The sequence below is a fragment of the Desulfatiglans parachlorophenolica genome (assembly GCF_055394735.1).
The window spans coordinates 3433890-3453107 of sequence record NZ_AP042460.1 but is presented as its reverse complement, the minus strand read 5'-3'; the positions used below and the strand labels follow the sequence as shown (position 1 = coordinate 3453107).

Here is a 19218-nt window from a genome sequence, read left to right as displayed (position 1 = left end):
GAGGCGGGAGACCCGTACCAAGTTGGAGTGAATCCAAAAACGGACAGGCTGCACGCCCTTGGGATCCAGGCCAACGGGTCCCATTACTTGTCGGAGCTGCATGATGCATTGGATGGCGCTTATTTCAGAATTCATCATCCTGGTCTTGTCGTTTGCCTTTGCTTGCGCCGACGGTTTCGCCGATCCTATTCCTCCGCCCAAAGACAAGCATCCTCGGGTGGCATTCCCGGGGATGCCTCTACGATTTGTTGCCAATGCAGGTCAAGTGGATCCACGTGTCATGTTTTATGCCCGGGCCTCGGGCTTTACGTTGTGGGTGACCGCAGAGGGCATGGTCTTTGACGTGGTGCGGGCCGAAGCGAACAAGACAGCGCCGGCCGGGGGTGCATCGCCTGGGCCGGCAAAGGAAGCGATGAAAAGGGAAGTGGTCGGACTCTCCTTTCCAGGCGCTGTGAAGAGGCCCGAAGTGGAGGCCCTGGAGGAGGCGGAATGCCGCGTAAACTTCATCAGGGGGCTGGACCGCCAACACTGGAAAACCGGGGTTCCCACCTTTCAGTCCGTCATGTACCGGGGGATTTATGAAGGGATAGACCTCAAGGTCTATGGGATCGGGAGGCAGGTCGAGTATGACTGGATTGTGAGGCCGGGGGCGGATCCCGGGCACATCTGTCTCCAATACGCCGGGGTACGCGGTACCCGCATAGACGACAAGGGCGACCTGAGGATCGAAACGGCTCACGGAGAACTGATCCATCGGCGGCCATCGAGCTATCAAGAATTCGAGGGCCGCCGTGTGGCGGTGGCATCGGCCTACCGGAAAACGGGGGAAGATACGTACGGTTTCGAGGTGGGCTCCTACGACCGCAGCCGACCGCTCGTTATCGACCCCGTCGTCGTGGTGTATGGAGGATTCCTGGGCGGCGCGTCGGACGATTTTTTGAACGGCGCCGCGGTGGACTGCGACGGACAGGCATATCTTGCAGGCATTACGCTCAGCAGTGATTTCCCTCTGGAAAACGCCTGTCGGGTCGATCCCAAGGATACCGAGATCTTTCTCGTCAGGATCGACACAACCCGGGTAGCGGGTGACAATCTGATTTATGCAACCTATCTCGGCGGGAGCGGGCAGGAATTCGGCGGATGGATCGCGGCCGGCGACGATGGAAATGTCTACATCACAGGGTGGACGGACAGTCCTGATTTTCCGGTCTTGAACGGGTGTCAGTCAATTCTCCGAGGGGATGCCGATGCCTTCCTGATCCGGATCGACACAAACCGAAAGGGCATCGAAAGCCTCATCTATGCAACCTATTTCGGGGGAACCGGGAGCGATCTCGGTTATGCGGTAGCGGTTGACGGTGGGGAGAACGCGTACATCGTCGGCTCTACGGGCAGTCCGGATCTGGCGGAGTTGTACGAGCGGTTCCGCTCGGGATTCCAGCCGCAGCCGAACGGCGGCCAGGATGCCTTCCTGGTCCAACTGGATACGCGTCTTGATGGCTCCGAAAGCCTGGTTTATGCCACGCATCTCGGCGGCAGTCAGGATGAGAGCGGTTTGGGCGTTGCGGTGAGCAGCCGCGGCTTGACCTTCGTGACAGGCTCCACCTTCAGCCTCGATTTCCCCGTTCTCAATGGTTGTCAGCCCGAATTGAAGGGGGCGTGCGATGCCTTTCTGGCCTGTCTGGACACGGCCAAAAAGGGAAAGGAAGGCCTCGTCTATGCCACCTTTTTCGGAGGGGAAAAGGCGGAAACAGGCTATGGCGTGGCCGTAGACGACAGGTGCGGAGCTGTTCTGGTCGGAGACACGGAAAGCCGTGATTTCCCGGTCCTGAACGGCTGTCAAGCGGCCTCGAGGGGAGGGGTGGACGTCTTTGCGGCCAGAATCGACACCGCCCGCAGCGGTTCAGAAGGCCTTGTCTACTCGACCTACCTCGGGGGAAGCGGTATGGAAGCCTGTTCGGCTGTCGCGCTGGATTCCGACAAACAGGTCCATGTGACAGGACAGACGGCCAGTTCGGATTTTCCTGTCCACGACGGGTATCAAACTGGACTCGAGGGCGAGAGCGACGCTTTCGTGGCGACCTTGGATACAGGACTGAGCGGCGCGGCAAGCCTGGTTTTCTCGACCTTTCTGGGTGGAGGAGGCCGGGAGTACGGAAGCGCCGTCGCGGCGGGTTCCACCGGTACGGTCTATGTGGCCGGGGTGACGGATGGCCTGTCTTCGGGTGATGGCGTGCCGGCCGCTGGAGGACCTGCCGGCATGCGGCACGATATGTTTCTGATCGTATTGGATGAGAATTCGGCCTCCGGGGTGGATTTGAGCATAGGGAAAGACGTCAGCAACGCCAACCCCTCGAAGGGCGAGGAAATCACCTTCACCCTTACGGCAATGAACCACGGCACGCAGAACGCCACGGAGGTCGCCGTGGAAGATTTTCTCCCGGCGGGGTTGGTGTTCGTGTCCGCCTTTACGGCTGTCGGAGGCTACGACCCCCAGAGGGGCCTCTGGCATATCGGCGACCTCGCCGCGGGTGGGAGTGTTTCATTGGATATCGTCGCCCAGGTGTCCGGCGGTGCGGCGGGTCGAATCGAAAATAGGGCCGAGATCCGGAGCGCTGAAAACGATGTGTATATGTGGAACAACACCGCCGTCGCCACGGTGGATGTTTGTCCCTTTCACGTGATCAGAGCGACGGCCGGACCGAACGGCAGGATCGACCCGGCCGGTGAGAGCTGTGTGCTCCCAGGTTCGGCTTTGACCTTCACCATCACACCGGACGCTGGATACGTTATCAAGAACGTTCTCGTAGACGGTGCATCCGTCGGGGCGGTGGCCCGCTACACGTTCTCTTCCGTGGCGCTCGATCATACCATCCATGCGGTCTTCACCGAAGAGGGCTTGATCAACGGCGATTTGAATGAGGACGGCGAGATAACGGCCCAGGATGCAAAGTGCGCCTTGGACGTTTCCCTGGGGATTTGCCCCACCGATTGCGGGGCGTGTGACGAACTGCCTTCCGCGGATGTCGACCGGGACGGGAGCGTGACCGCGGCCGATGCGCAATGCATTCTGGACAAAGCGATGGGGCATCCGAGTTGCCTCGATTGATGTGTCCGCGGTTCCTTCGTTTCCATCCGGAAATGGTCTTTTTGGCCAATCTCGGCGTCGATCTGCCCGTTTGCTTGTGCGGCGGCCTGCAGGCCGCCTTCGCGCAAACGCTTGATTGCCTTGATATTGTCCAAACCGGGACCCGCCGCGAAGCGGTGGGACTGAGCACGCGCAGCGTGTAAAGAAAAATCCTCATTTCCGGATTGGAAACTGGGTTGTACCGCGAAATCATTTCCGGATGGACACTCCTTAGTCGAGATTCGAAGGTGCCGTCGGTAATGGGCAGGCGACATGGTTTGGTTGTCATTTTAGAAGACCGAAAATATCAAAAACGAGGGAATGGTGATGGCGTTGGACGGCAAGGTGATCCAAGTATCGAAGGAGTGGACTGCTCTCTTTCTCCTTCTGCTGCTGAACGCTGCAACGGCGGTCGACGTCGGTGCAGGAACGGTTGAAAGGGGACTCTATCTGGCGGACAATGCTTGTACCTCACCGGGACAGTACGTGTTCGAAGTCCATGTGGTCGACGCCCCCAACGATTTGGGCGCTTTCATGTTCGAAGTCCGGTTCGACACGGCTGTCTTGTCATTTGATGGGGGAGAAAAAGGTCCACTGATATCCGGATTCGTCTCGGATCATAACGAGATTGTACCAGGTGTCATAAGGGTCGGGGGCTATTATCTTTCCAATAAAATGCCGAGCGGCTGTTCAGGGGTGTTGTATCGGCTGGTGTTTACCGCCGCTCGATGCATATGCAGCCGTTTGGAATTGATCAATTTGAAGGACAGTGTCGCGGGCTGGGATGTCCATGGTGCCCTTCTGAAGGTTGATCCCGTCATCGGGCGTTTCATGGCGACACCGGAATGCATAGAGCCAGGGGGAAGTTTGACCTTATCCTGGGCGGTGGAGGGTGCGGAGAGCATGTCGATCACGCCCGATCCGGGATCTGTGGATCCATCAGGGGGGAGTCTCCAGGTCAGTCCTTCGCAGTCGACTACCTTCACCCTGAGGGCCCTGAACGTCTGCGGCGAGACGACCGCCGCGGTCAAGGTGAGGGTGGAGCAGGATGCCTGCGCCGTTCCTGCCTTGAGCAAATGGAGCGCTATGATCGTCGCGGTTCTCCTCGGAGGTGTCTGCGTTCGCTTTCTAAGGCGTCGAAAAACCGGGGAGATGGTGAAATGCTGACGGCGCTTGGAAGGGTCGCGAGAGGCTGGAAAAGAGGTTTGAAGCCCATGCTTACGATTCTGCGGGGCGCATGCCATCGGTTTGCCTTCTATATCGCCTTCACAGGCCTGTCGGCGCTGATTCCCGGCGGGGCGTCCGCGGCTCCCGAAGTGGAAACCGCGGTCCTCCCCGTCAATGGGCGGATCGTTTTCGGAGAAGGGCATATTCAGGCGGTGGGACAGACTCTAACGATTAGCCAGACCTCCAGCCGGATGATCATCGAATGCGAGAGCTTTGACATTGGGGTTGGGGCTGCGGTCATCATCCGGCAAAGCGATGCCCTCTGCGCTCTTTTGATCCGAACCGGCAAATCCGAGCCGAGTGAGATTCACGGCCGGCTCAGCGCTGAAGGAGCCGTAGTCCTGGTGAATCGCTCGGGTATTCTCTTCGGCGCGATGTCTCAGGTGAAGGCGACGGAGTTCATTGCTTCCAGCGGGTCCATAAGGGAGAAGGAATTTTTATCGGGGGAAACGGTTTGTACGCTTTCACCCGGCCTTTCCGGGTCTCTCTGGAACGCGGGGAGGATCGAGGCCGCCGCAGGCGGCCTGGTGGTATTTATTGCCCCGCGGATCGAAAACGAGGGGGTGATCGAGACCTCCACCGGGTCGGTGCTGATGGCGGCGGGGGATTTAGTACGTCTGGCCGGCGAATGGACGGAGATCCTGGAATTCCATGCAGCACCGGGGAGGATCGACGTCCGGATCGAGAACCGGGGGGTCATCCGGGCGGATGGCGGTACGGTGGCGTTAAGAGCTGCAGCCGTAGAGGAGGGTAGGACGGCTATGGTCATCAATTCAGGGATTATTGAGGCGAACGCCCTGTCGAATCGTGCCGGACGGATTCTGCTCTTGTCGGACGCCCTACGGGGTGAGGTCATCGTCGGAGGAACGCTCGATGCGTCTGATTCGGAGGGAACCGGCGGAGGGTTTATAGAGACGTCGGCTGGCAAGGTTTCGGTAGAAGATAATGCCCGCGTTACGACGGGGGCGCACGGCCGATCCGGGGGGCTGTGGCTGATCGATCCTGTGGATTTCACCATCGCTTCCTCCGGAGGAGACATGACCGGAGAGGCCCTTTCCGGGGCCTTGGCCGAAGGCAGCGTGAGGATTGAAAGCTCCGCCGGTGGCAGGAGCGGTCAGGGCGACATTTTTGTCAATGACAAAATCATCTGGGCTCGGAACACTTTGACCCTTTCCGCTTTCCGCAACATCGAGATCGACAGCGACCTGTCCGGTTCCGAAGAGGCGAGGCTGATACTGGAGTATGGCCAAGGTTCTGGTGACGGGATGATCGACGGGACCCGAGCGGAATATCTTATCAGGGCCTCCGTCAATCTGTCGGCGGGCGACCACTTCCAAACGCGCTGCGGGAGTGAAGGCCCGGCGATGGATTTTAGGGTGCTCACTCGTCTGGGAAATCCAGACAGCCGCACGGCCGAGGATCTCCAGGGGATGCTGGGGGATCTCACCCGCCATTATGCCTTGGGGGCCGATATCGATGCCTCGGCTACACGGAGCTGGCATGATGGTTCCGGGTTCGAGCCTGTCGGCGGGGACGAAATCGATTATCGCGTAAGAGATCGATTTACAGGTCATTTCGATGGGCTTGGGCACACCATCAGGGGGCTTCACATCGAAAGGCAGGGCAGGAATTTTATCGGCCTTTTCGGTGCCATCGAAGAAGGCTGTGTGGGCCATGTACGTTTGGAGCAAGCTTCTATAAGAGGAAGTTTCGGAGTGGGAGCCCTGATCGGGACAGCCGCGAAAGCACGGATCGAGAACGTATTCAATGACGGTGACGTCATTGGAGAGCAAAGTGTCGGGGGGTTGGTTGGTCATTGCAGTGGTTCCAATATGTATTCATGCACCAGCGGGGGTTCGGTGAGCGGGGCGGTAGAAGCCGGCGGGCTTGCAGGTTCGGCATGGGAAGAGACACACATCGAGGATTGCAGCAGCATGGGGACTGTGTCAGGCAACGGGATCGTCGGTGGGCTGGTGGGAAAGGCGAATGGGTCGGAGATTCATGGTTGCAGCAGTGGCGCAGACGTGGCGCTCAACGGGCAGGTTGGGGACAGGTGTGGGGGCGGCCTTGCAGGAGAGATTAACGGTAGCACGATCAGGGGCAGTGAGAGCACAGGGAATGTCATGCTTACCGGTTTATATGGTTATGGGGGGGGGCCTGGTTGGTGCAGCCGTTGGTTCGACCATTTTCTCGAGTTGGAGCACCGCCGCCGTGATCCAGAACATCGATGAGGAAAATTCGGGTGTCCTCGGCGGTCTGGCGGGAATTTCCAGCGACAGTTGCATCGAAAACTGCTGGAGCGTCGGCAATGTTCTTGGCAAGTGCACGGCGGGCGGATTGGTGGGTGCGCTGACCCTTTCAAGTATTTCTTGGAGTTGGAGCAGCAGTGAAGTGAAAAGCGGGAGGTGGACCGGTGGCCTTGCGGGGTATTCGGAGGATTCGACTATTGTATCGAGTTGGAGCAACTCTCACGTGGAGGGTGATGGCGGTCTGGGTGGTTTGGTGGGGTACTTCTGCAAGGCAAGCGAAAAGGATTACAGGATAGGGACCTGTTGGAGCAGTGGTTCCGTAAATGGAACTCATTCAATTGGGGGGTTGGTCGGGATTCTTCAACAAGGTTGCGTGGAAAACAGCTGGAGCAGCGCTTCTGCAGGGGGGAGCCGATTCGTCGGCGGTCTGGTGGGATTGATCAGTAACGGCCGCATCGAGAAAAGCTGGAGTGGCGGTAAAGTCATTGGGGAAGAGCATTTTGGCGGATTGGTGGGAAGTACGTATTGGGGGTCTGGTTTTGTCTCCAAAAGTTTTTGGGACATGGAGACCTCGGGCCAGATGACTTCGGCCCTTGGCACGGGCCAGACGACGGCCGATATGAAAAAATTATCCACCTTTGTAAACGCGGGTTGGGACATCGACGACGCAGGGGGCTCCGGAAAGGTGTGGCGCATTTATGAGGGATGCAGCCATCCTCTCCTGCGCTGTTTTCTTGCTCCCATAACTGCTGCTTTCACATGTCAGCAGAAGGGCGATGGATCATGGGTGAAAATATACGACGGAACAAAATGCCTGCCCGACGGTTGCGAGTGCAGCGTATCCTGGGCCGACGAGCCGGAGGGTTTCGATGAAGGGAAGATCCTCGGTGAACCTATCTTCACGACCGAATGCAAAGACGTGGGATTGCGGTCCGTCGTCCTTGGCGGCCTTTACAGTGATCAGCAGGGATGTGATATCAAGTTCCGAGGGAACCAGGCGGTCGATATTTTCCCTCGGCCGATTACTGCGTCCTGTGCAGTCGAAGACAAGGTCTATGACGGCACGACTGCGGCGCGAGTGTCAGGCTTTCTGACAGGAGTCGTTGTGGGGGATGACGTAGACTTTGAATGCGGCGCTTACTTCGCTGACCGGAATATCGGCACTGGCAAAACGGCCAGGGTAAGGGATCTTGAATTGACGGGCCGGGACGTCAGCAACTATGTCTTGGAGGAGGCCGATGTGACGGCTATTGCCGACATCGTCCTCAAAAAATGAGCGGCGTTGCGTGACCCGCTGTCAAGCGTCCTCTCAATAGATCTTTTCATCCTCGGCGAAGGCCACGGGCGCGTCGTTTTCATAGTCCCGCTCACGCCCGCCCTTATTGCGCAGGGTGTATTCCCGATACCACTCGTGTGCGGTGATCAGGGCCATCACCTCGTTCGATCCGGTCCAGATGGAGGCGAGCCCGAGGTCGCGCACGATGCGCTCGATGGGGAGGACATTGGTGTACCCCGTGGCGATATCCAGGGGCGGGCCGGCGTGTCGTTCGTCTGAAACGGCTCAGCTCCCGGCAAGCAACAGCCCCCGGATCCGGTCTGCGGCATTGTGCAGGGGCTCAGGGATGATCTGGTCATCGATCCGGGCGGCGGGGATGACGCCGATCAGCGCATTGAGCACCCAGACGGTGTCAGCGTTTCGCAGGTCCGCTGGCCGGGCGGCAAGGGTATCCACGACGGTTCCGTCCCGGCCGAGCAGGCGGCGGACCTGCTGGAGGGTGATGCCAGCGAGCTGGTGTGGGCTTTCAGGGCTCCACCAGGACCCCGCACTGCGGCACAGGAGCGAGCCCGCCGCGGTTTCGCAGACCCGGCCCTCGGGGTCGAGGACCACGGCCTCGTGGCATCCGGCATCCAGCGCGGCCTGGCGTGCACAGAGATAGAACAGGTAATTCAGTGACTTGTATCGGGCCAGGGGCGGCGCGTAGGCGTTCAGCCCGCAGTGCAGGCGCCAGCCTTCGAGATAATCCCGGGCCGAGGGGGGCTGATACCGTTCGGCGCTCAAGAGGAGTGTCGGCCTGCGCGCTAGGGGAAGGCCCAATTGGGGCTCCTTTCCGCGTGTGACGATGATCTTTACCCGGGCCGCGCCTTCGCACAGGCCGTTGACGTGGAGCAACCGGACGATGGTTTCATCCCAGCGAAGGTCACCGGGCAGATTCAGGTGCAATTCGTCCGCTCCTCGTTTCAGGCGGTCCAGGTGTGGAGCGAAGTAGAGGGGCCGGCCTTCTTCCGCCCGCAGGGTCTCGAAGAGCCCATCGCCGTATAGGAACCCGCGGTCCAGGGGATGGATCGCCGGCCGGTCTTCCGGTACGAAGCGTCCGTTGAGCCAAAGCTGCGTGCCTGATGGTGTGATCGATTCGCTCATGCGTCTCTCCGGCCGAACTGCCGGTGTGCCTCGAAAAGGGTTCCGGCCTTGTGGAGGGTTTCCAGATACTCCATCTTCGGGTCCGAATCATACACGATACCGCCGCCTGCCGAAAAGCGGCATGTCCCCTGATGCACGATGGCCGTGCGGATGGCGATATTGAGGTCCAGGTTCCGGTGAAATCCGATGTAGCCGATACAGCCCGTATAAACATGCCGGACGCACGGTTCGAGTTCGTCGATGATCTCCATGGCCCGTATCTTCGGACAGCCGGTGATGGAACCGCCCGGGAAGGCGGCGCGTAGGATGCCTGCATGCGTGAGGTCCGGGATGGCTTCACCGGCCACCGTGGAGACCAGGTGGAAGACGTTCCGGTAGGCCTCCACCCGCTTGTGCGATAGGACACGGATGGTGCGTGGCTGGCAGACCCTGCCCAGGTCGTTTCGCAAGAGGTCTACGATCATCGAGAGTTCCGCATCGTCCTTGACGCTTTCCTGGAGTTCCCTCCTGAGCCGTTTGTCCTCTGCCGGGCTGCCGCCCCTGGGCCGGGTGCCTTTGATCGGCCGGGTCTCGATGTAATCGCCCCTTCTGAGAAGAAACCGCTCCATGGAAGTGCATAGCACCTGGTGGTCGTCGGCGTTCAGGTAGGCGTAGAAAGGGGCCGGGTTCCGTGCGAACAGCCGCTCCCAGAGGGCGAATGGATCCCCTTGCAGCGGGAAGCTGAAGCGCTGGGAGAGGTTGACCTGATAGACGTCCCCAGCGGCGATATATTCCCGGATCGCGGAGACAGACGCGCGGTACTCCTCGCGGGTAAAATTGCTCTCGGCCCGCCCTACGCTGGGAGGGGGGCTTGGCCTCAGGATCCGGCGGTGAAGAGGATTCACATCCAAATCCTGATGGTTTCCAGTGCCGAGGACAAGATATCGCAGGATTCCAAGCGAGCGGTCATGGGTCAGGACCTTGGATGGGAAGGTCAGATAGAGATCGGGCAGTCCCAGGTCGTCGGGGGCGGTCTGGGGGAGGGTTTCGATCCGGTTCTTGAGTTCATAGGCCAGATAGCCGACGGCTCCGCCGCCAAAAGGGGCGGCCGGCAGGTTGAAATCGGGCTGCAGCCTCCAAAACAAATGGTCTAGGCATTCCAGCGGGTCGCTCTGCTTTTGCCGGGTTCCAAAGGGCGTCTCGATGGTGATGGTTTCGCCTTTGGCTTTGAAGGTGAGAAAAGGGTCCCAGGCGATGAGTGAATAGCGGCTGCAGTCCAGATCTCCTCCGCTTAGAAGGACGCAGCAGCCGGGCATCCCTGCGAGGCCTCTGGCCATCTCCAGGAAAATGGCATCCGAGGCATTTTCGCAGAGGATCTCGTTCTTGAGCAGCTCGAGAGCGGGCTGACAGGGGAAGGTTGGTGAAGGTTTCATGGCGCGATTTCTCCGGGGGGCGGTTGATGTTCAGCGCACGGCTGCTTCCAGCGGGGAAACCGCTCACCCAGCGGCTGGGGTATGATCTCGTGGGCGGGGAAGCCGGGGGCGAGCCTCAGGAAGTTTTCGGCCAGTTGCAGCCCGTACGCACTGAAAAACGATTCCGGATGGAACTGGACCCCCCAGATGGGCAGGCGGCGGTGCTGCAGCCCCATGATGACGCCGTCTTCGGCATACGCCAAAGGCTCCAGGGAGGAGCCCGGCACCACCTGAAGGGAGTGGTACCGAGCCGCCCGGAAGGGCGAAGGCAGCCCTCGGAAGATGCCCCTTCCTGTGTGTTGGACCAGGGAGGCCTTTCCGTGGATCGGCAGCGGGCTTCGGACGGTTTGCCCGCCAAAGACCTCATTGACGATCTGCATGCCGAGGCAAACCCCCAGGATCGGGACTTGCCCGGCAAGGCGCTTGACCAGTTCTTTCGTCTCTGCCGCATCTCCGGGGGTGCCGGGCCCGGGTGAGAGACAGACCCAGTCAGGCCGAAGTCTGTCCAGCGTCTGCTTGTCGATGGCGTCGTGGCGAAAGACCGGGATGTCGATGTCGAATTCCCGGAAGAGGTGCACCAGGTTATACGTGAAAGAGTCGTAGTGGTCGATCATGACGAGCAGCATGCGCTTTGTCTCCCCAAAAAACAAAAAAAAGCCATCCAGATCGAGCCTGGATGGCCTGTGCCTGACATAACTCTTCTATAGATTGCCTCAGATCGTTCCCGATGTCAAGGGATCCCATGCGCGCCCGCGGCAGGGGCCCGGATCCGGCGGCTTTGGGCATCGAAAGCCGGAATGGGAGTTGGCCAAGATAAAGGGACGATCCCGGACAAGCCCTGGTATGACGCCGGGACTGCCGGGTATGAAGTGCGCTGGGGGCCCTGTCTGAGCCTTCCATATAGTCGTTGACAAGACGCCGGATTGCGGGCAGGCTGAAAAACGCCGACCAGGCGGACAGTTCTCCCCGAAGTCTTTTGGCCATGGATCTGCATGGATCGATCATACCGTATGAAACAGCCCAGCATGCAGCCCGAGGACAGGGGTCTTCCACTGAACCGCGAGGCCCTGCACAATCGCCTGTATACCCCTTCTTTCCTTATCATGGCGTTTGCCAGCTTCAGCATGGTCTCGAGTTTGGCATCCTTTTATCTGTTTCCACTTTTTATCACCGCGCGCGGCGGTTCGAAGATCGACATCGGCGTCATGATGGGTGTGATGGCCCTGGCGGCGGTGTTTTGCCGTCCCTGGGTCTCCCTGATGGTGGACCGCGCCGGCCGCAAGCGGAGCTACACGGCGGGGAGCTTCATCATGGGATCGGCCCCGCTCGCCTATCTCCTTCTGGATGGCCCTTTGACCGGCTTCTATTGGCCGCTCGTCGTGCTCAGGCTGTTTCACGGCGTCGGCGTGGCACTCTGTTTCACGGCTTCCTTTACCTATATCGCCGATATCATTCCTCCCGGACGCCTCAACGAGGGGATCGGCATGTTCGGCACGTCCGGTCTGATGGGGATGGCGGTGGGCCCCCTGATCACCGAGCCGATCATCCACCGGTTTGGGTTCGATGTCTATTTTCTGGTTTGCGCAGGCATGGGGTTCCTGAGTTTTTTCCTTCACCTGCCGCTGCGTGAGACCTTTGTGTACCGTGCAGACGAGCGTCAAGCGGGTTTTTTCGAAGTGCTTCGGCGCAGGAAGATCCTCATGGTCACAGTGCTGGCGTTCCTGTTCGGCATCGGGCTGGCGGGTTACGGAGGGTTCGTCGCGCCTTTCGCCCAGGCGCTGAGGCTCGAGCACATCTCGGTCTATTTCGTGGCGTACACCTTTGCGGCGGTGGTTACCCGGGTTTTCGGGGGGCGCGCGGCAGACCGGGTGGGGGAGGAGCGGATCGTTCCCTGCGCCCTTTTCATCACAGGGGGCGGACTCCTGCTGCTGACGCAGCTGGGAGGGCATGTGCTGCTCGCGATCGCGGGGCTGGTGAGCGGCTGCGGCCATGGGATTCTCTATCCGTCTTTGAACACCCTGGCCCTGCGCCGTGAACGGTCCGAGGTCAGGGGTAAGATCAACGGCATCTACACGGGGGGTATCGATCTGGGGATCTTTCTGGGTTCCGTCCTGCTCGGGTGGATCGGGGAACATGCCGGCTACCGGGCGGTTTTTGCCGTCGCCGGCGGGTCGCTCATGCTGGGGCTGGCGGTATCCCTGTTGAAGATGCGGGGGGCGCTGAAAGAAACGGACTGAAGGAAGACGATGACTGAATCTGGCTGGGGCCGGAGGACAGGGATTGACAGCAGGATGTCGACCCCTTAGTCTGAACGAGTCCGGAAGGCGAAAGGGACTGGCTTTACCCCGATCGAAGACGGCTGACCTTGTTGCAGGGATGGATGAACCTGTCGAAGGGATCTCTCATGAAAAAAACGGGATTCAGAAACCATTGGGTTGTCGTTTTGCTGGCGGGGTGTATCTCCATCCTGTCGGCCTGTGCGATTGACCCGGTTACCGGGCGGACCCAGCTCATGCTCATGAGCGAGGAACAGGAAATTCAGATGGGGAGGCAAAGCGACCAGGCGGTTTCCCGGGAATACGGCCTTTACGACAACACGGCCCTGACGGCGTATGTGGCGGGAATCGGTCAGCGGCTCGGGGGGCTTTCCCATAGGCCGCATCTGCCTTATCAGTTTGCGGTTCTGGATACGGCCGTGGTGAATGCCTTCGCCGCCCCCGGCGGGTATGTCTACATGACGCGGGGGATCCTCGGGTTCCTCAACAGCGAGGCGGAGTTGGCTGCCGTCCTGGGGCACGAGCTCGGCCACGTCACGGCCAGGCATTCGGCCGAGCAATACAGCCGAGCGCAGTTGGCCCAGATCGGCTTGGCCGCCGGTATGCTGTTTTCCCCGACCCTCCAGCGCTTCGGGGATGCGGCCCAAACAGGGGTCCAAATGCTCTTTCTGCAGTTCAGCCGGGACAACGAACGGGAGGCGGATGACCTCGGGGTGGAGTACGCCAGCAAGGCGGGGTACGACGCAAACGAGATGGCGGTTTTTTTCGAGACCCTGGAGCGGATGAAGCCCTCCTCGGACCGCAGCGGTCTGCCTGAATGGTTTTCGACCCACCCGAATCCCGACGACCGGATGGGCGCGGTCAGACGCAAGACCGCTGAGTGGCAGGATCGGCTGGGGACCCGGCAATACCGTGTGGATCGTGAGCGTTACCTGATGCGTATCGACGGGCTCGTGTTCGGGGACAATCCGCGCGAGGGATATACCGACGGCGGCGTCTTCTACCACCCCGATCTCCGGTTTCAGTTCCCCTTCCCGAGCGGATGGAAGCTGCAGAATACCCGGCAGGTGGTCAGGGTGATGAGCCCCCGGAACGATGCCGCCCTCACCCTTTCGATGGCTGCCGCCGATACACCGCGGGATGCGGCGGGGGTTTTCGTGAGCCAGTCCGGCGCCCAGGTGGTCGATTCGGGCGAGGAAACGGTCAACGGGCTGCCGGCTGTCCGCCTCGTGAGCCAGGTGCGGACGAACCAGGGGGTGCATGGGGTATTGTCCACCTTCATCCAGAAGGATGGCAAGGTTTACGAGTTCCATGGTTTTTGCGCTGCCGGCAGCTTCTCCTCCTACAGCCCGGTTTTCCGGCAAACCGTGGGAGGATTCCAAACCCTTCGGGATTCTACCAGGATCGATGTCCGGCCGGACCGGATCCGCATTGTCAAGGCCCCCTCCTCGGGGACGCTGGGACAGGTCCTGAGGGCCCTCGGCGCCCCGCAGGACAAGGTGGAGGAGTGGGCCCTGCTGAACGGCGGATCGGTGAACACCCCGGTTGCGAAGGGTGCCCTGGTGAAGGTCGTCCGCAAATAGGCTTTTGCAGAGGCTGGAGGGATGAGGAATTATGCCGGAGCTTCCCGAGGTGCAGACGATCGTAAACGACCTTTTGGAGGCGGGTCTGACGGGCGCCGTCATCACAGGGGCGGAGGTCCTCTGGCCGCGCACCGTCAGCGGGCTCACGCCGGAGCGGTTTTGCAGAGGGATTGTGGGTAAAGTCGCCGCGGCTGTTCGCCGGAGGGGAAAGTTTATCGTCTTCGACCTGGCCCCTCATGGACACCTGCTGGTTCATCTGCGGATGTCCGGCCGACTCCATGCTGCATCCCTGTGGGAGGCACGCTCGCCTTACGACCGTGTCGTTCTGCGGTTCGGATGCGATCGCGAGGTGCGGCTTCACGATACGCGCAAGTTCGGACGCTGCTATCTCGTCGAGCATACGAACGGGATTCTCGACCGGTTGGGGCCCGAACCCCTCGATCCGGACTTCACCGTGCCGCTCTTGGCCGAGAGGCTCCTTTCCTGCAGACGGCGGTTGAAGCCCCTTCTGCTCGATCAGTCTTTTCTGGCTGGACTCGGGAATATCTATGTCGACGAGGCCCTGTGGGAGGCCGGGCTGCATCCCTGCCGGGTTTCGGTCACCCTTACCCGAAAAGAGATCCGGGCCCTTCACGGAGCGATCGTCAGGGTGCTCGAAAGAGGCATTCGGAACGGCGGGACCTCCCTCGGGCGCGGCAAGGCCAATTTCAGGTCGCTGGGGGAGATGGCAGGGAGAAACCAAGCGCATCTGAAGGTCTTCCGTCGAACCAACGAACCCTGCCGGCGCTGCCGCTGCCCGATCGAACGGATCGTGGTGGGGCAGCGCAGCACTCATATCTGTCCGCGCTGCCAGGCCTTGTGAAGGCATTGCGTGGCGGCATCCCGGGTGCATGGGCCGTAGCGCTTCAAAGATTCAATTTTCCCGGTCTGAATGGGGGATTGAACCCCTGTCACGGATGGCTTGCTCGATGGCTGCGGGGATGCGTACCGGCTTCTGCTGTTCATTCAGGCAGGCATGGGTGGTGTGACCACTGACGAGCAGGCGTCCCTCTTCGTCCAGGATCCGATATTCGAAGCGCATCCGGACCTTGCTCAGCTCCGTGACATTCGATCGGGCGCGGACGAGTGCGTCATAGCCCACATTGCCATGGTACTTCGCCGCCGCTTCGATCACCACCAGACTATAGCCATCCGCCTCTAAACGGGCATAGGAAAACCCGAGATCCCGCATGAATTCCGCCCGGGCCACCTCGAAAAAGGTGAGATAGTTGCCGTAGTAGACGACGCCCATCCGGTCGGTGTCTTTGTAACGGACACGGATTCGGCACTCGTGCCAGCCGTCGGGCGGTAGTTCGTTCGAATGTAATTTCTGGTTCATTCCAAAACCTTTCAGGCTGCGCGGGCGCCGCTCAGGCGCGTGGCCTGATCGATGTGGCTTGGCGCCGGCCGTTTTGCTGACCAGGGGCCGTGGCGAGGCTGATGGTGGCTCTGCGCAAAAGTCCCTTCACGGTCGAAAGGATGGGGATTCCCCATCGTCGGGTCAGCCGATTGGGCGTTATTGTATGTTCAGCAGGGGATGTGTCAAGCCCTTAATGGTGTCAGCGGATCGAATGCGGTGCGATCCGCGCCCGGTCTGCCGCCGGCATCCGGTTCGGGGCTGCGGGGCAGCGAAGACCGCAGGGGTGGATTACGGGAAGGCCTCGTCCCAGCCGCACAGGGTCAGTCTGTTTGTGTGAATCCAATATTTTTCCGCTGCTTGTTCATCGTAGAAGAGGGTTGCCCCGTCTCCAAGAGCGGCCGTATCACTCCAGATCGCCCCATACAGGGCGGCTTCCGCCCCAAGCGAAACGTCGGCGTAAGGGGCGTAGACGAGCCCCATAACCGTGCACCCCGCCCCGATGGAGAGGGGATCGCCCGTACTGCAGAGAATGGTGAAGTCCGCCGGACTGCCCAGGACCTCGATCGTGGAACCCGGCTCACAGAGCATGGGCCCGACCAGATACAGGGTCAAAGGTCCGTTTCGTACGTCGACGGTCAGAACCGCACCGGTCTTCAGGGTGAAGTGGGTCAGGAGATATTCTGTCCCGCTGCTCCTGCCGGTGAGTGTAAGATTCCCATCGATCTCCAGGAACGAACCAAGGGAGTCCGTTTGGTTGTCGAAATCCGCCAACGGGGCGTTGAATCGGGCGCCGTAGGCGCCGGCCCTAAGCCCAAGCGGATCCGTGTTCATCCTGCCGGCCTGGATGCCTTTTTCTCCTGAAATATTGTTGTTGGAAGGGTCGGCTGCCCAAATCCAGGCCTGGATGCCTCCGATGCCTTCTCCAAGGTAGACATCGCCGTCGATGACGGCATTCTCGCCCAGAACGATCGATTCGTTCGAGGCAATCGAGCCTTTATGGGTCAAGGCAGCCGCATCGGTTCGGGAGGGTTTCCCCGTGCCCCTGGAATCATAGCTGTAGGCCCCCGCGGTCGCGTAAAATTCCACCCGCCTGTTGCCGAAGACGCCGTACCGAAGGGCGGGCGCCGTGTCTTGTTTGAAAAGAACCCTGATTCGGGCTTGAGCGCTTTGGGGTCCGAACCCCTTGCTTGTAAAGGTATAGAGGTTTTGGCCCGTCCTGATGAAGCTCCCCGGCTCTATCTGAAAATCGAGTCCTGCCGGTGGTTCTTCGATCGGCAGGGGCACCGGGGTATCTTCTGCCTGAGGGAGGCTGAAGGCTTTATCCTCGAGTCCCTGCTCCATGACCTCGAGGGTGTGCTGGATGCCGGCCTCTGCATTGTAGAAGGCGATGGCCTGATGTCTGAGGCTGCCGGCCATCAGGATCTCGTTGGTGGAGGCCCGCAGGGCGGAGAGTCCGAGTAGGCTGAACAGGGCCAGAAAGACGAGCGCGAGCAGCAATGCGGCCCCTTCTTGGCGGGGTCTTGCAGGGGAATGAATGGCAGGACGATGAACGGGTGGAGGATTCATGGCGGTCTCCTGAGGGAGTGCAGTTTTATGGAGTGGGTTCTGTTTTTGTGCTGCCAGGTGACGTTGACGGTCAGGCGCAGGCCGGCCGTATGCCCTTCCAACGGTTCAGCGGCGGATGTTACCGAGAAGCCCAGGCGATTGATGACGGGAGAACCGTTCAGTGCTTGGAGGGTCGAGTAAGGCGCGGCCAGGAACTCCTCCATGCATGTTCTGGCGATGGCCGTGGCTTTGGAAAGGTCTCTCGCATAGGCGTCGGCTCGCATCGCCGTGATCTGAAGGGACGCGAGGGCGAGCAGACCGAAGGAAAGGACCAGTGTGGCGGCCAGGACCTCGATCAAGGTCATCCCGCTCGAATGCCGCAGAGCGGATGAAATCAACCGTGCGGGATCGAGCCCGTGTCTACGATCGGGCATCATGATCCGCCAGCCCCAGATTTCTGCAGTACACCGTTTCGGTCAGATAGGCCCGGCGGTATGGGACTTTTGCGGCGGGCAGGATCCGTTGGCCCTGCAGATTGAATATGGCTGAGCTGTACCGGTATGTTCGGTCTTTCAACTGGCTTCTGACGGCCAGCAGGACTTGGATGCTGTGAATCCGATCGAGTGTTTTCGTGACGTTGCCCCGTCCGTCGTCATCGAGGACCTTCCCGCTCGCGTCGAGATAGACGAAATCGAGCGCCTCGACATGATTGATCACCGGCTGAAAGGTAGCCTGACCACTGAAGGAAGCCTTGCGCTCAAGTGCCGGTATTCCGTCGGAATCCTTGATCAGATAGGTCACGTCTTCGTTCGAGTCCTCGGCATCTCCGTCGCGGTTCAGGTCCATGGCTACCCGGACCCGGTCTTTGCCGGCGAGCAGGATCCCGTTTTGGACGGCTGGCTGCACCGGCAGAGGGTGCGGATTGTACCCTGCCATCCGCAGGTCTTCCGTGATGAGGGTCAGCGTCGAACGGAGGTCTTCCTGCATTGCGCGTGTCAGCGTTTGGGCGACATAGGCCCCGTGCTGGGACTGAAAGTTCACCCAGATCAGCGAAGAAAGGAGGACGGAAATGGCCATCGCAAGCAAGATCTCAGGAAGGCTGAAGCCTCTTGTGCCGGAAGCCGCCGGTTCCCCGGCGACAAAACGGCCGGAAAAGGCCCAATCGAAATAGGGATCTGGGTCTGGTTGGTCCATTGAATCACTCCCCTACTCTTCGGCGATCCGCAGCCGGCCGGCGCAGGAGAGGATCACGCCGAGGCGGAGGCCGTAGCGGTTCTCGAGAATAATGGCCCCCATGCCGAGCCCGCCGGTGCTGGAGATGGGGATCCCGTTCGGCCGGAACCCGACGGCCGGATGCTTGTCTGCATTACAGGCGAAAGAAAGCTTTTCCTCCCCGCCTTGTTCGCGCGCTACCGAGATCCCGGGATAATTTTTCCAGCGGACCTGCTTGATCACCCGCTCTTCCTCATCGTGACTCAAATCGGCGTCGAGATCCGAAAAGACAGTGAAGCCGCCGGAAATCCCGACGGAGTTCCGATCGAAGATCAGGGCCACGACTGTATGGCGCAAGGCGGCGGAGGTTTTTGCCAACTGGAACCCCTGGTATACATCTTGGACCGCGGTCTTCAAATGCCAGTGGTGTATGGTTTGGGATAGGGCGGGTGCGGCCATGGCGGCCGTGATCCCCGTGATGGCGAGGATGGCCAGAAGTTCAAGGAGTGTAAAGCCTTTGCTGTGCAGAAACATGGATTCACCTCACGGCGCTCCGGAGAGAAGGGGGCAGGCAGGGTCAAAGAAAACAAATCTGCCTGGGGTAAATCAGCAACAGGTATGCCAGAGGGTGCCTCACCCTTTTTTGATTAATGATATGAAAGGCATAACGATTAGTCAGGAGGGCCCGATCGCGGCGTCATGCACAAGCGGGGGTGCGTTTTGCACGGGC

General features: G+C 60.2%; 17 protein-coding genes. 8 read left to right on the top strand and 9 right to left on the bottom strand.

Annotated features, from left to right (window positions below; translation table 11 throughout):
* Positions 1 to 232 precede the first annotated feature (232 nt).
* The 5 genes from ACZ500_RS16205 (at position 233) to ACZ500_RS16185 (ending at position 7879) form a co-directional block, all read left to right on the top strand.
* A complete protein-coding gene (locus tag ACZ500_RS16205) occupies positions 233 to 3109 on the top strand; it encodes a DUF7948 domain-containing protein (protein WP_464228422.1) in 2877 nt (958 codons plus the stop codon).
* A 32-nt stretch (positions 3110 to 3141) separates the two neighbouring features.
* Positions 3142 to 3291, top strand: a complete 150-nt coding sequence (locus ACZ500_RS16200; RefSeq protein WP_464228421.1) for a hypothetical protein — start codon at positions 3142 to 3144, stop codon at positions 3289 to 3291.
* Between the two features lie 163 nt (positions 3292 to 3454).
* Positions 3455 to 4294 carry a cohesin domain-containing protein gene (locus ACZ500_RS16195; protein WP_464228420.1) on the top strand — a complete coding sequence of 280 codons (840 nt, stop codon included), beginning with the start codon at positions 3455 to 3457 and terminating at the stop codon, positions 4292 to 4294.
* A 47-nt stretch (positions 4295 to 4341) separates the two neighbouring features.
* On the top strand, positions 4342 to 6585 hold the full coding sequence (locus ACZ500_RS16190; RefSeq protein ID WP_464228419.1) for a two-partner secretion domain-containing protein: 2244 nt from the start codon (positions 4342 to 4344) through the stop codon (positions 6583 to 6585).
* On the top strand, positions 6566 to 7879 hold the full coding sequence (locus tag ACZ500_RS16185) for a YDG domain-containing protein (protein WP_464228418.1): 1314 nt from the start codon (positions 6566 to 6568) through the stop codon (positions 7877 to 7879). The genes ACZ500_RS16190 and ACZ500_RS16185 overlap by 20 nt, the downstream gene beginning before the upstream one ends.
* A 33-nt stretch (positions 7880 to 7912) precedes the next feature.
* Here the strand turns inward: ACZ500_RS16185 and ACZ500_RS16180 are convergent, their stop codons facing one another.
* The 4 genes from ACZ500_RS16180 to ACZ500_RS16165 all read right to left on the bottom strand — a co-directional run bounded on the left by ACZ500_RS16180 (position 7913) and on the right by ACZ500_RS16165 (position 11099).
* A complete protein-coding gene (locus ACZ500_RS16180) occupies positions 7913 to 8083 on the bottom strand; it encodes a hypothetical protein (RefSeq protein ID WP_464228416.1) in 171 nt (56 codons plus the stop codon).
* Between the two features lie 81 nt (positions 8084 to 8164).
* Complete coding sequence (locus ACZ500_RS16175; RefSeq protein ID WP_464228415.1) at positions 8165 to 9022, bottom strand: aminotransferase class IV; 858 nt, start codon at positions 9020 to 9022, stop codon at positions 8165 to 8167.
* Positions 9019 to 10434: an aminodeoxychorismate synthase component I gene (gene pabB, locus ACZ500_RS16170; RefSeq protein ID WP_464228414.1), complete on the bottom strand. Its 1416-nt coding sequence runs from the start codon at positions 10432 to 10434 to the stop codon at positions 9019 to 9021. Before pabB ends, ACZ500_RS16175 begins: the two co-directional genes overlap by 4 nt.
* Positions 10431 to 11099: an anthranilate synthase component II gene (locus ACZ500_RS16165; RefSeq protein WP_464228413.1), complete on the bottom strand. Its 669-nt coding sequence runs from the start codon at positions 11097 to 11099 to the stop codon at positions 10431 to 10433. The genes pabB and ACZ500_RS16165 overlap by 4 nt, the downstream gene beginning before the upstream one ends.
* Before the next feature lie 384 nt (positions 11100 to 11483).
* Between ACZ500_RS16165 and ACZ500_RS16160 the strand changes: the two genes are divergently transcribed.
* From ACZ500_RS16160 to mutM, 3 genes are all read left to right on the top strand, one after another.
* Complete coding sequence (locus ACZ500_RS16160) at positions 11484 to 12710, top strand: MFS transporter (protein WP_464228412.1); 1227 nt, start codon at positions 11484 to 11486, stop codon at positions 12708 to 12710.
* Between the two features lie 167 nt (positions 12711 to 12877).
* Complete coding sequence (locus ACZ500_RS16155) at positions 12878 to 14332, top strand: M48 family metalloprotease (protein ID WP_464228411.1); 1455 nt, start codon at positions 12878 to 12880, stop codon at positions 14330 to 14332.
* Positions 14333 to 14363: 31 nt separating this feature from the next.
* Positions 14364 to 15194: a bifunctional DNA-formamidopyrimidine glycosylase/DNA-(apurinic or apyrimidinic site) lyase gene (gene mutM / locus ACZ500_RS16150; RefSeq protein WP_464228410.1), complete on the top strand. Its 831-nt coding sequence runs from the start codon at positions 14364 to 14366 to the stop codon at positions 15192 to 15194.
* Between the two features lie 51 nt (positions 15195 to 15245).
* Here the strand turns inward: mutM and ACZ500_RS16145 are convergent, their stop codons facing one another.
* The 5 genes from ACZ500_RS16145 to ACZ500_RS16125 all read right to left on the bottom strand — a co-directional run bounded on the left by ACZ500_RS16145 (position 15246) and on the right by ACZ500_RS16125 (position 19022).
* Complete coding sequence (locus ACZ500_RS16145) at positions 15246 to 15710, bottom strand: acyl-CoA thioesterase (protein ID WP_464228409.1); 465 nt, start codon at positions 15708 to 15710, stop codon at positions 15246 to 15248.
* 309 nt (positions 15711 to 16019) lie between these two features.
* Positions 16020 to 17297 carry a DUF7305 domain-containing protein gene (locus ACZ500_RS16140; protein WP_464228408.1) on the bottom strand — a complete coding sequence of 426 codons (1278 nt, stop codon included), beginning with the start codon at positions 17295 to 17297 and terminating at the stop codon, positions 16020 to 16022.
* Entirely contained in the window at positions 17294 to 17713 is a 420-nt protein-coding gene (locus ACZ500_RS16135; protein ID WP_464228407.1) for a type IV pilus modification PilV family protein, read from the bottom strand. The genes ACZ500_RS16140 and ACZ500_RS16135 overlap by 4 nt, the downstream gene beginning before the upstream one ends.
* On the bottom strand, positions 17697 to 18470 hold the full coding sequence (locus ACZ500_RS16130; RefSeq protein WP_464228406.1) for a prepilin-type N-terminal cleavage/methylation domain-containing protein: 774 nt from the start codon (positions 18468 to 18470) through the stop codon (positions 17697 to 17699). Before ACZ500_RS16130 ends, ACZ500_RS16135 begins: the two co-directional genes overlap by 17 nt.
* A gap of 12 nt (positions 18471 to 18482) precedes the next feature.
* The gene (locus ACZ500_RS16125; RefSeq protein ID WP_464228405.1) at positions 18483 to 19022 is read right to left on the bottom strand and encodes a pilus assembly FimT family protein; all 540 of its coding nucleotides are present in this window, start codon (positions 19020 to 19022) and stop codon (positions 18483 to 18485) included.
* Positions 19023 to 19218 lie beyond the last annotated feature (196 nt).

Bases quoted from the DNA above. Each gene is read 5' to 3' on its own strand.
- ACZ500_RS16195 (WP_464228420.1), top strand. From the start codon at position 3,455: ATGGCGTTGGACGGCAAGGTGATCCAAGTATCGAAGGAGTGGACTGCT.
- ACZ500_RS16175 (WP_464228415.1), bottom strand. From the start codon at position 9,022: ATGAGCGAATCGATCACACCATCAGGCACGCAGCTTTGGCTCAACGGA.
- ACZ500_RS16140 (WP_464228408.1), bottom strand. From the start codon at position 17,297: ATGAATCCTCCACCCGTTCATCGTCCTGCCATTCATTCCCCTGCAAGA.
- ACZ500_RS16165 (WP_464228413.1), bottom strand. From the start codon at position 11,099: ATGCTGCTCGTCATGATCGACCACTACGACTCTTTCACGTATAACCTG.
- mutM (WP_464228410.1), top strand. From the start codon at position 14,364: ATGCCGGAGCTTCCCGAGGTGCAGACGATCGTAAACGACCTTTTGGAG.
- ACZ500_RS16135 (WP_464228407.1), bottom strand. From the start codon at position 17,713: ATGATGCCCGATCGTAGACACGGGCTCGATCCCGCACGGTTGATTTCA.
- ACZ500_RS16145 (WP_464228409.1), bottom strand. From the start codon at position 15,710: ATGAACCAGAAATTACATTCGAACGAACTACCGCCCGACGGCTGGCAC.
- ACZ500_RS16155 (WP_464228411.1), top strand. From the start codon at position 12,878: ATGAAAAAAACGGGATTCAGAAACCATTGGGTTGTCGTTTTGCTGGCG.
- ACZ500_RS16200 (WP_464228421.1), top strand. From the start codon at position 3,142: ATGGTCTTTTTGGCCAATCTCGGCGTCGATCTGCCCGTTTGCTTGTGC.
- pabB (WP_464228414.1), bottom strand. From the start codon at position 10,434: ATGAAACCTTCACCAACCTTCCCCTGTCAGCCCGCTCTCGAGCTGCTC.
- ACZ500_RS16190 (WP_464228419.1), top strand. From the start codon at position 4,342: ATGCTTACGATTCTGCGGGGCGCATGCCATCGGTTTGCCTTCTATATC.
- ACZ500_RS16125 (WP_464228405.1), bottom strand. From the start codon at position 19,022: ATGTTTCTGCACAGCAAAGGCTTTACACTCCTTGAACTTCTGGCCATC.
- ACZ500_RS16130 (WP_464228406.1), bottom strand. From the start codon at position 18,470: ATGGACCAACCAGACCCAGATCCCTATTTCGATTGGGCCTTTTCCGGC.
- ACZ500_RS16160 (WP_464228412.1), top strand. From the start codon at position 11,484: ATGAAACAGCCCAGCATGCAGCCCGAGGACAGGGGTCTTCCACTGAAC.
- ACZ500_RS16205 (WP_464228422.1), top strand. From the start codon at position 233: ATGCCTCTACGATTTGTTGCCAATGCAGGTCAAGTGGATCCACGTGTC.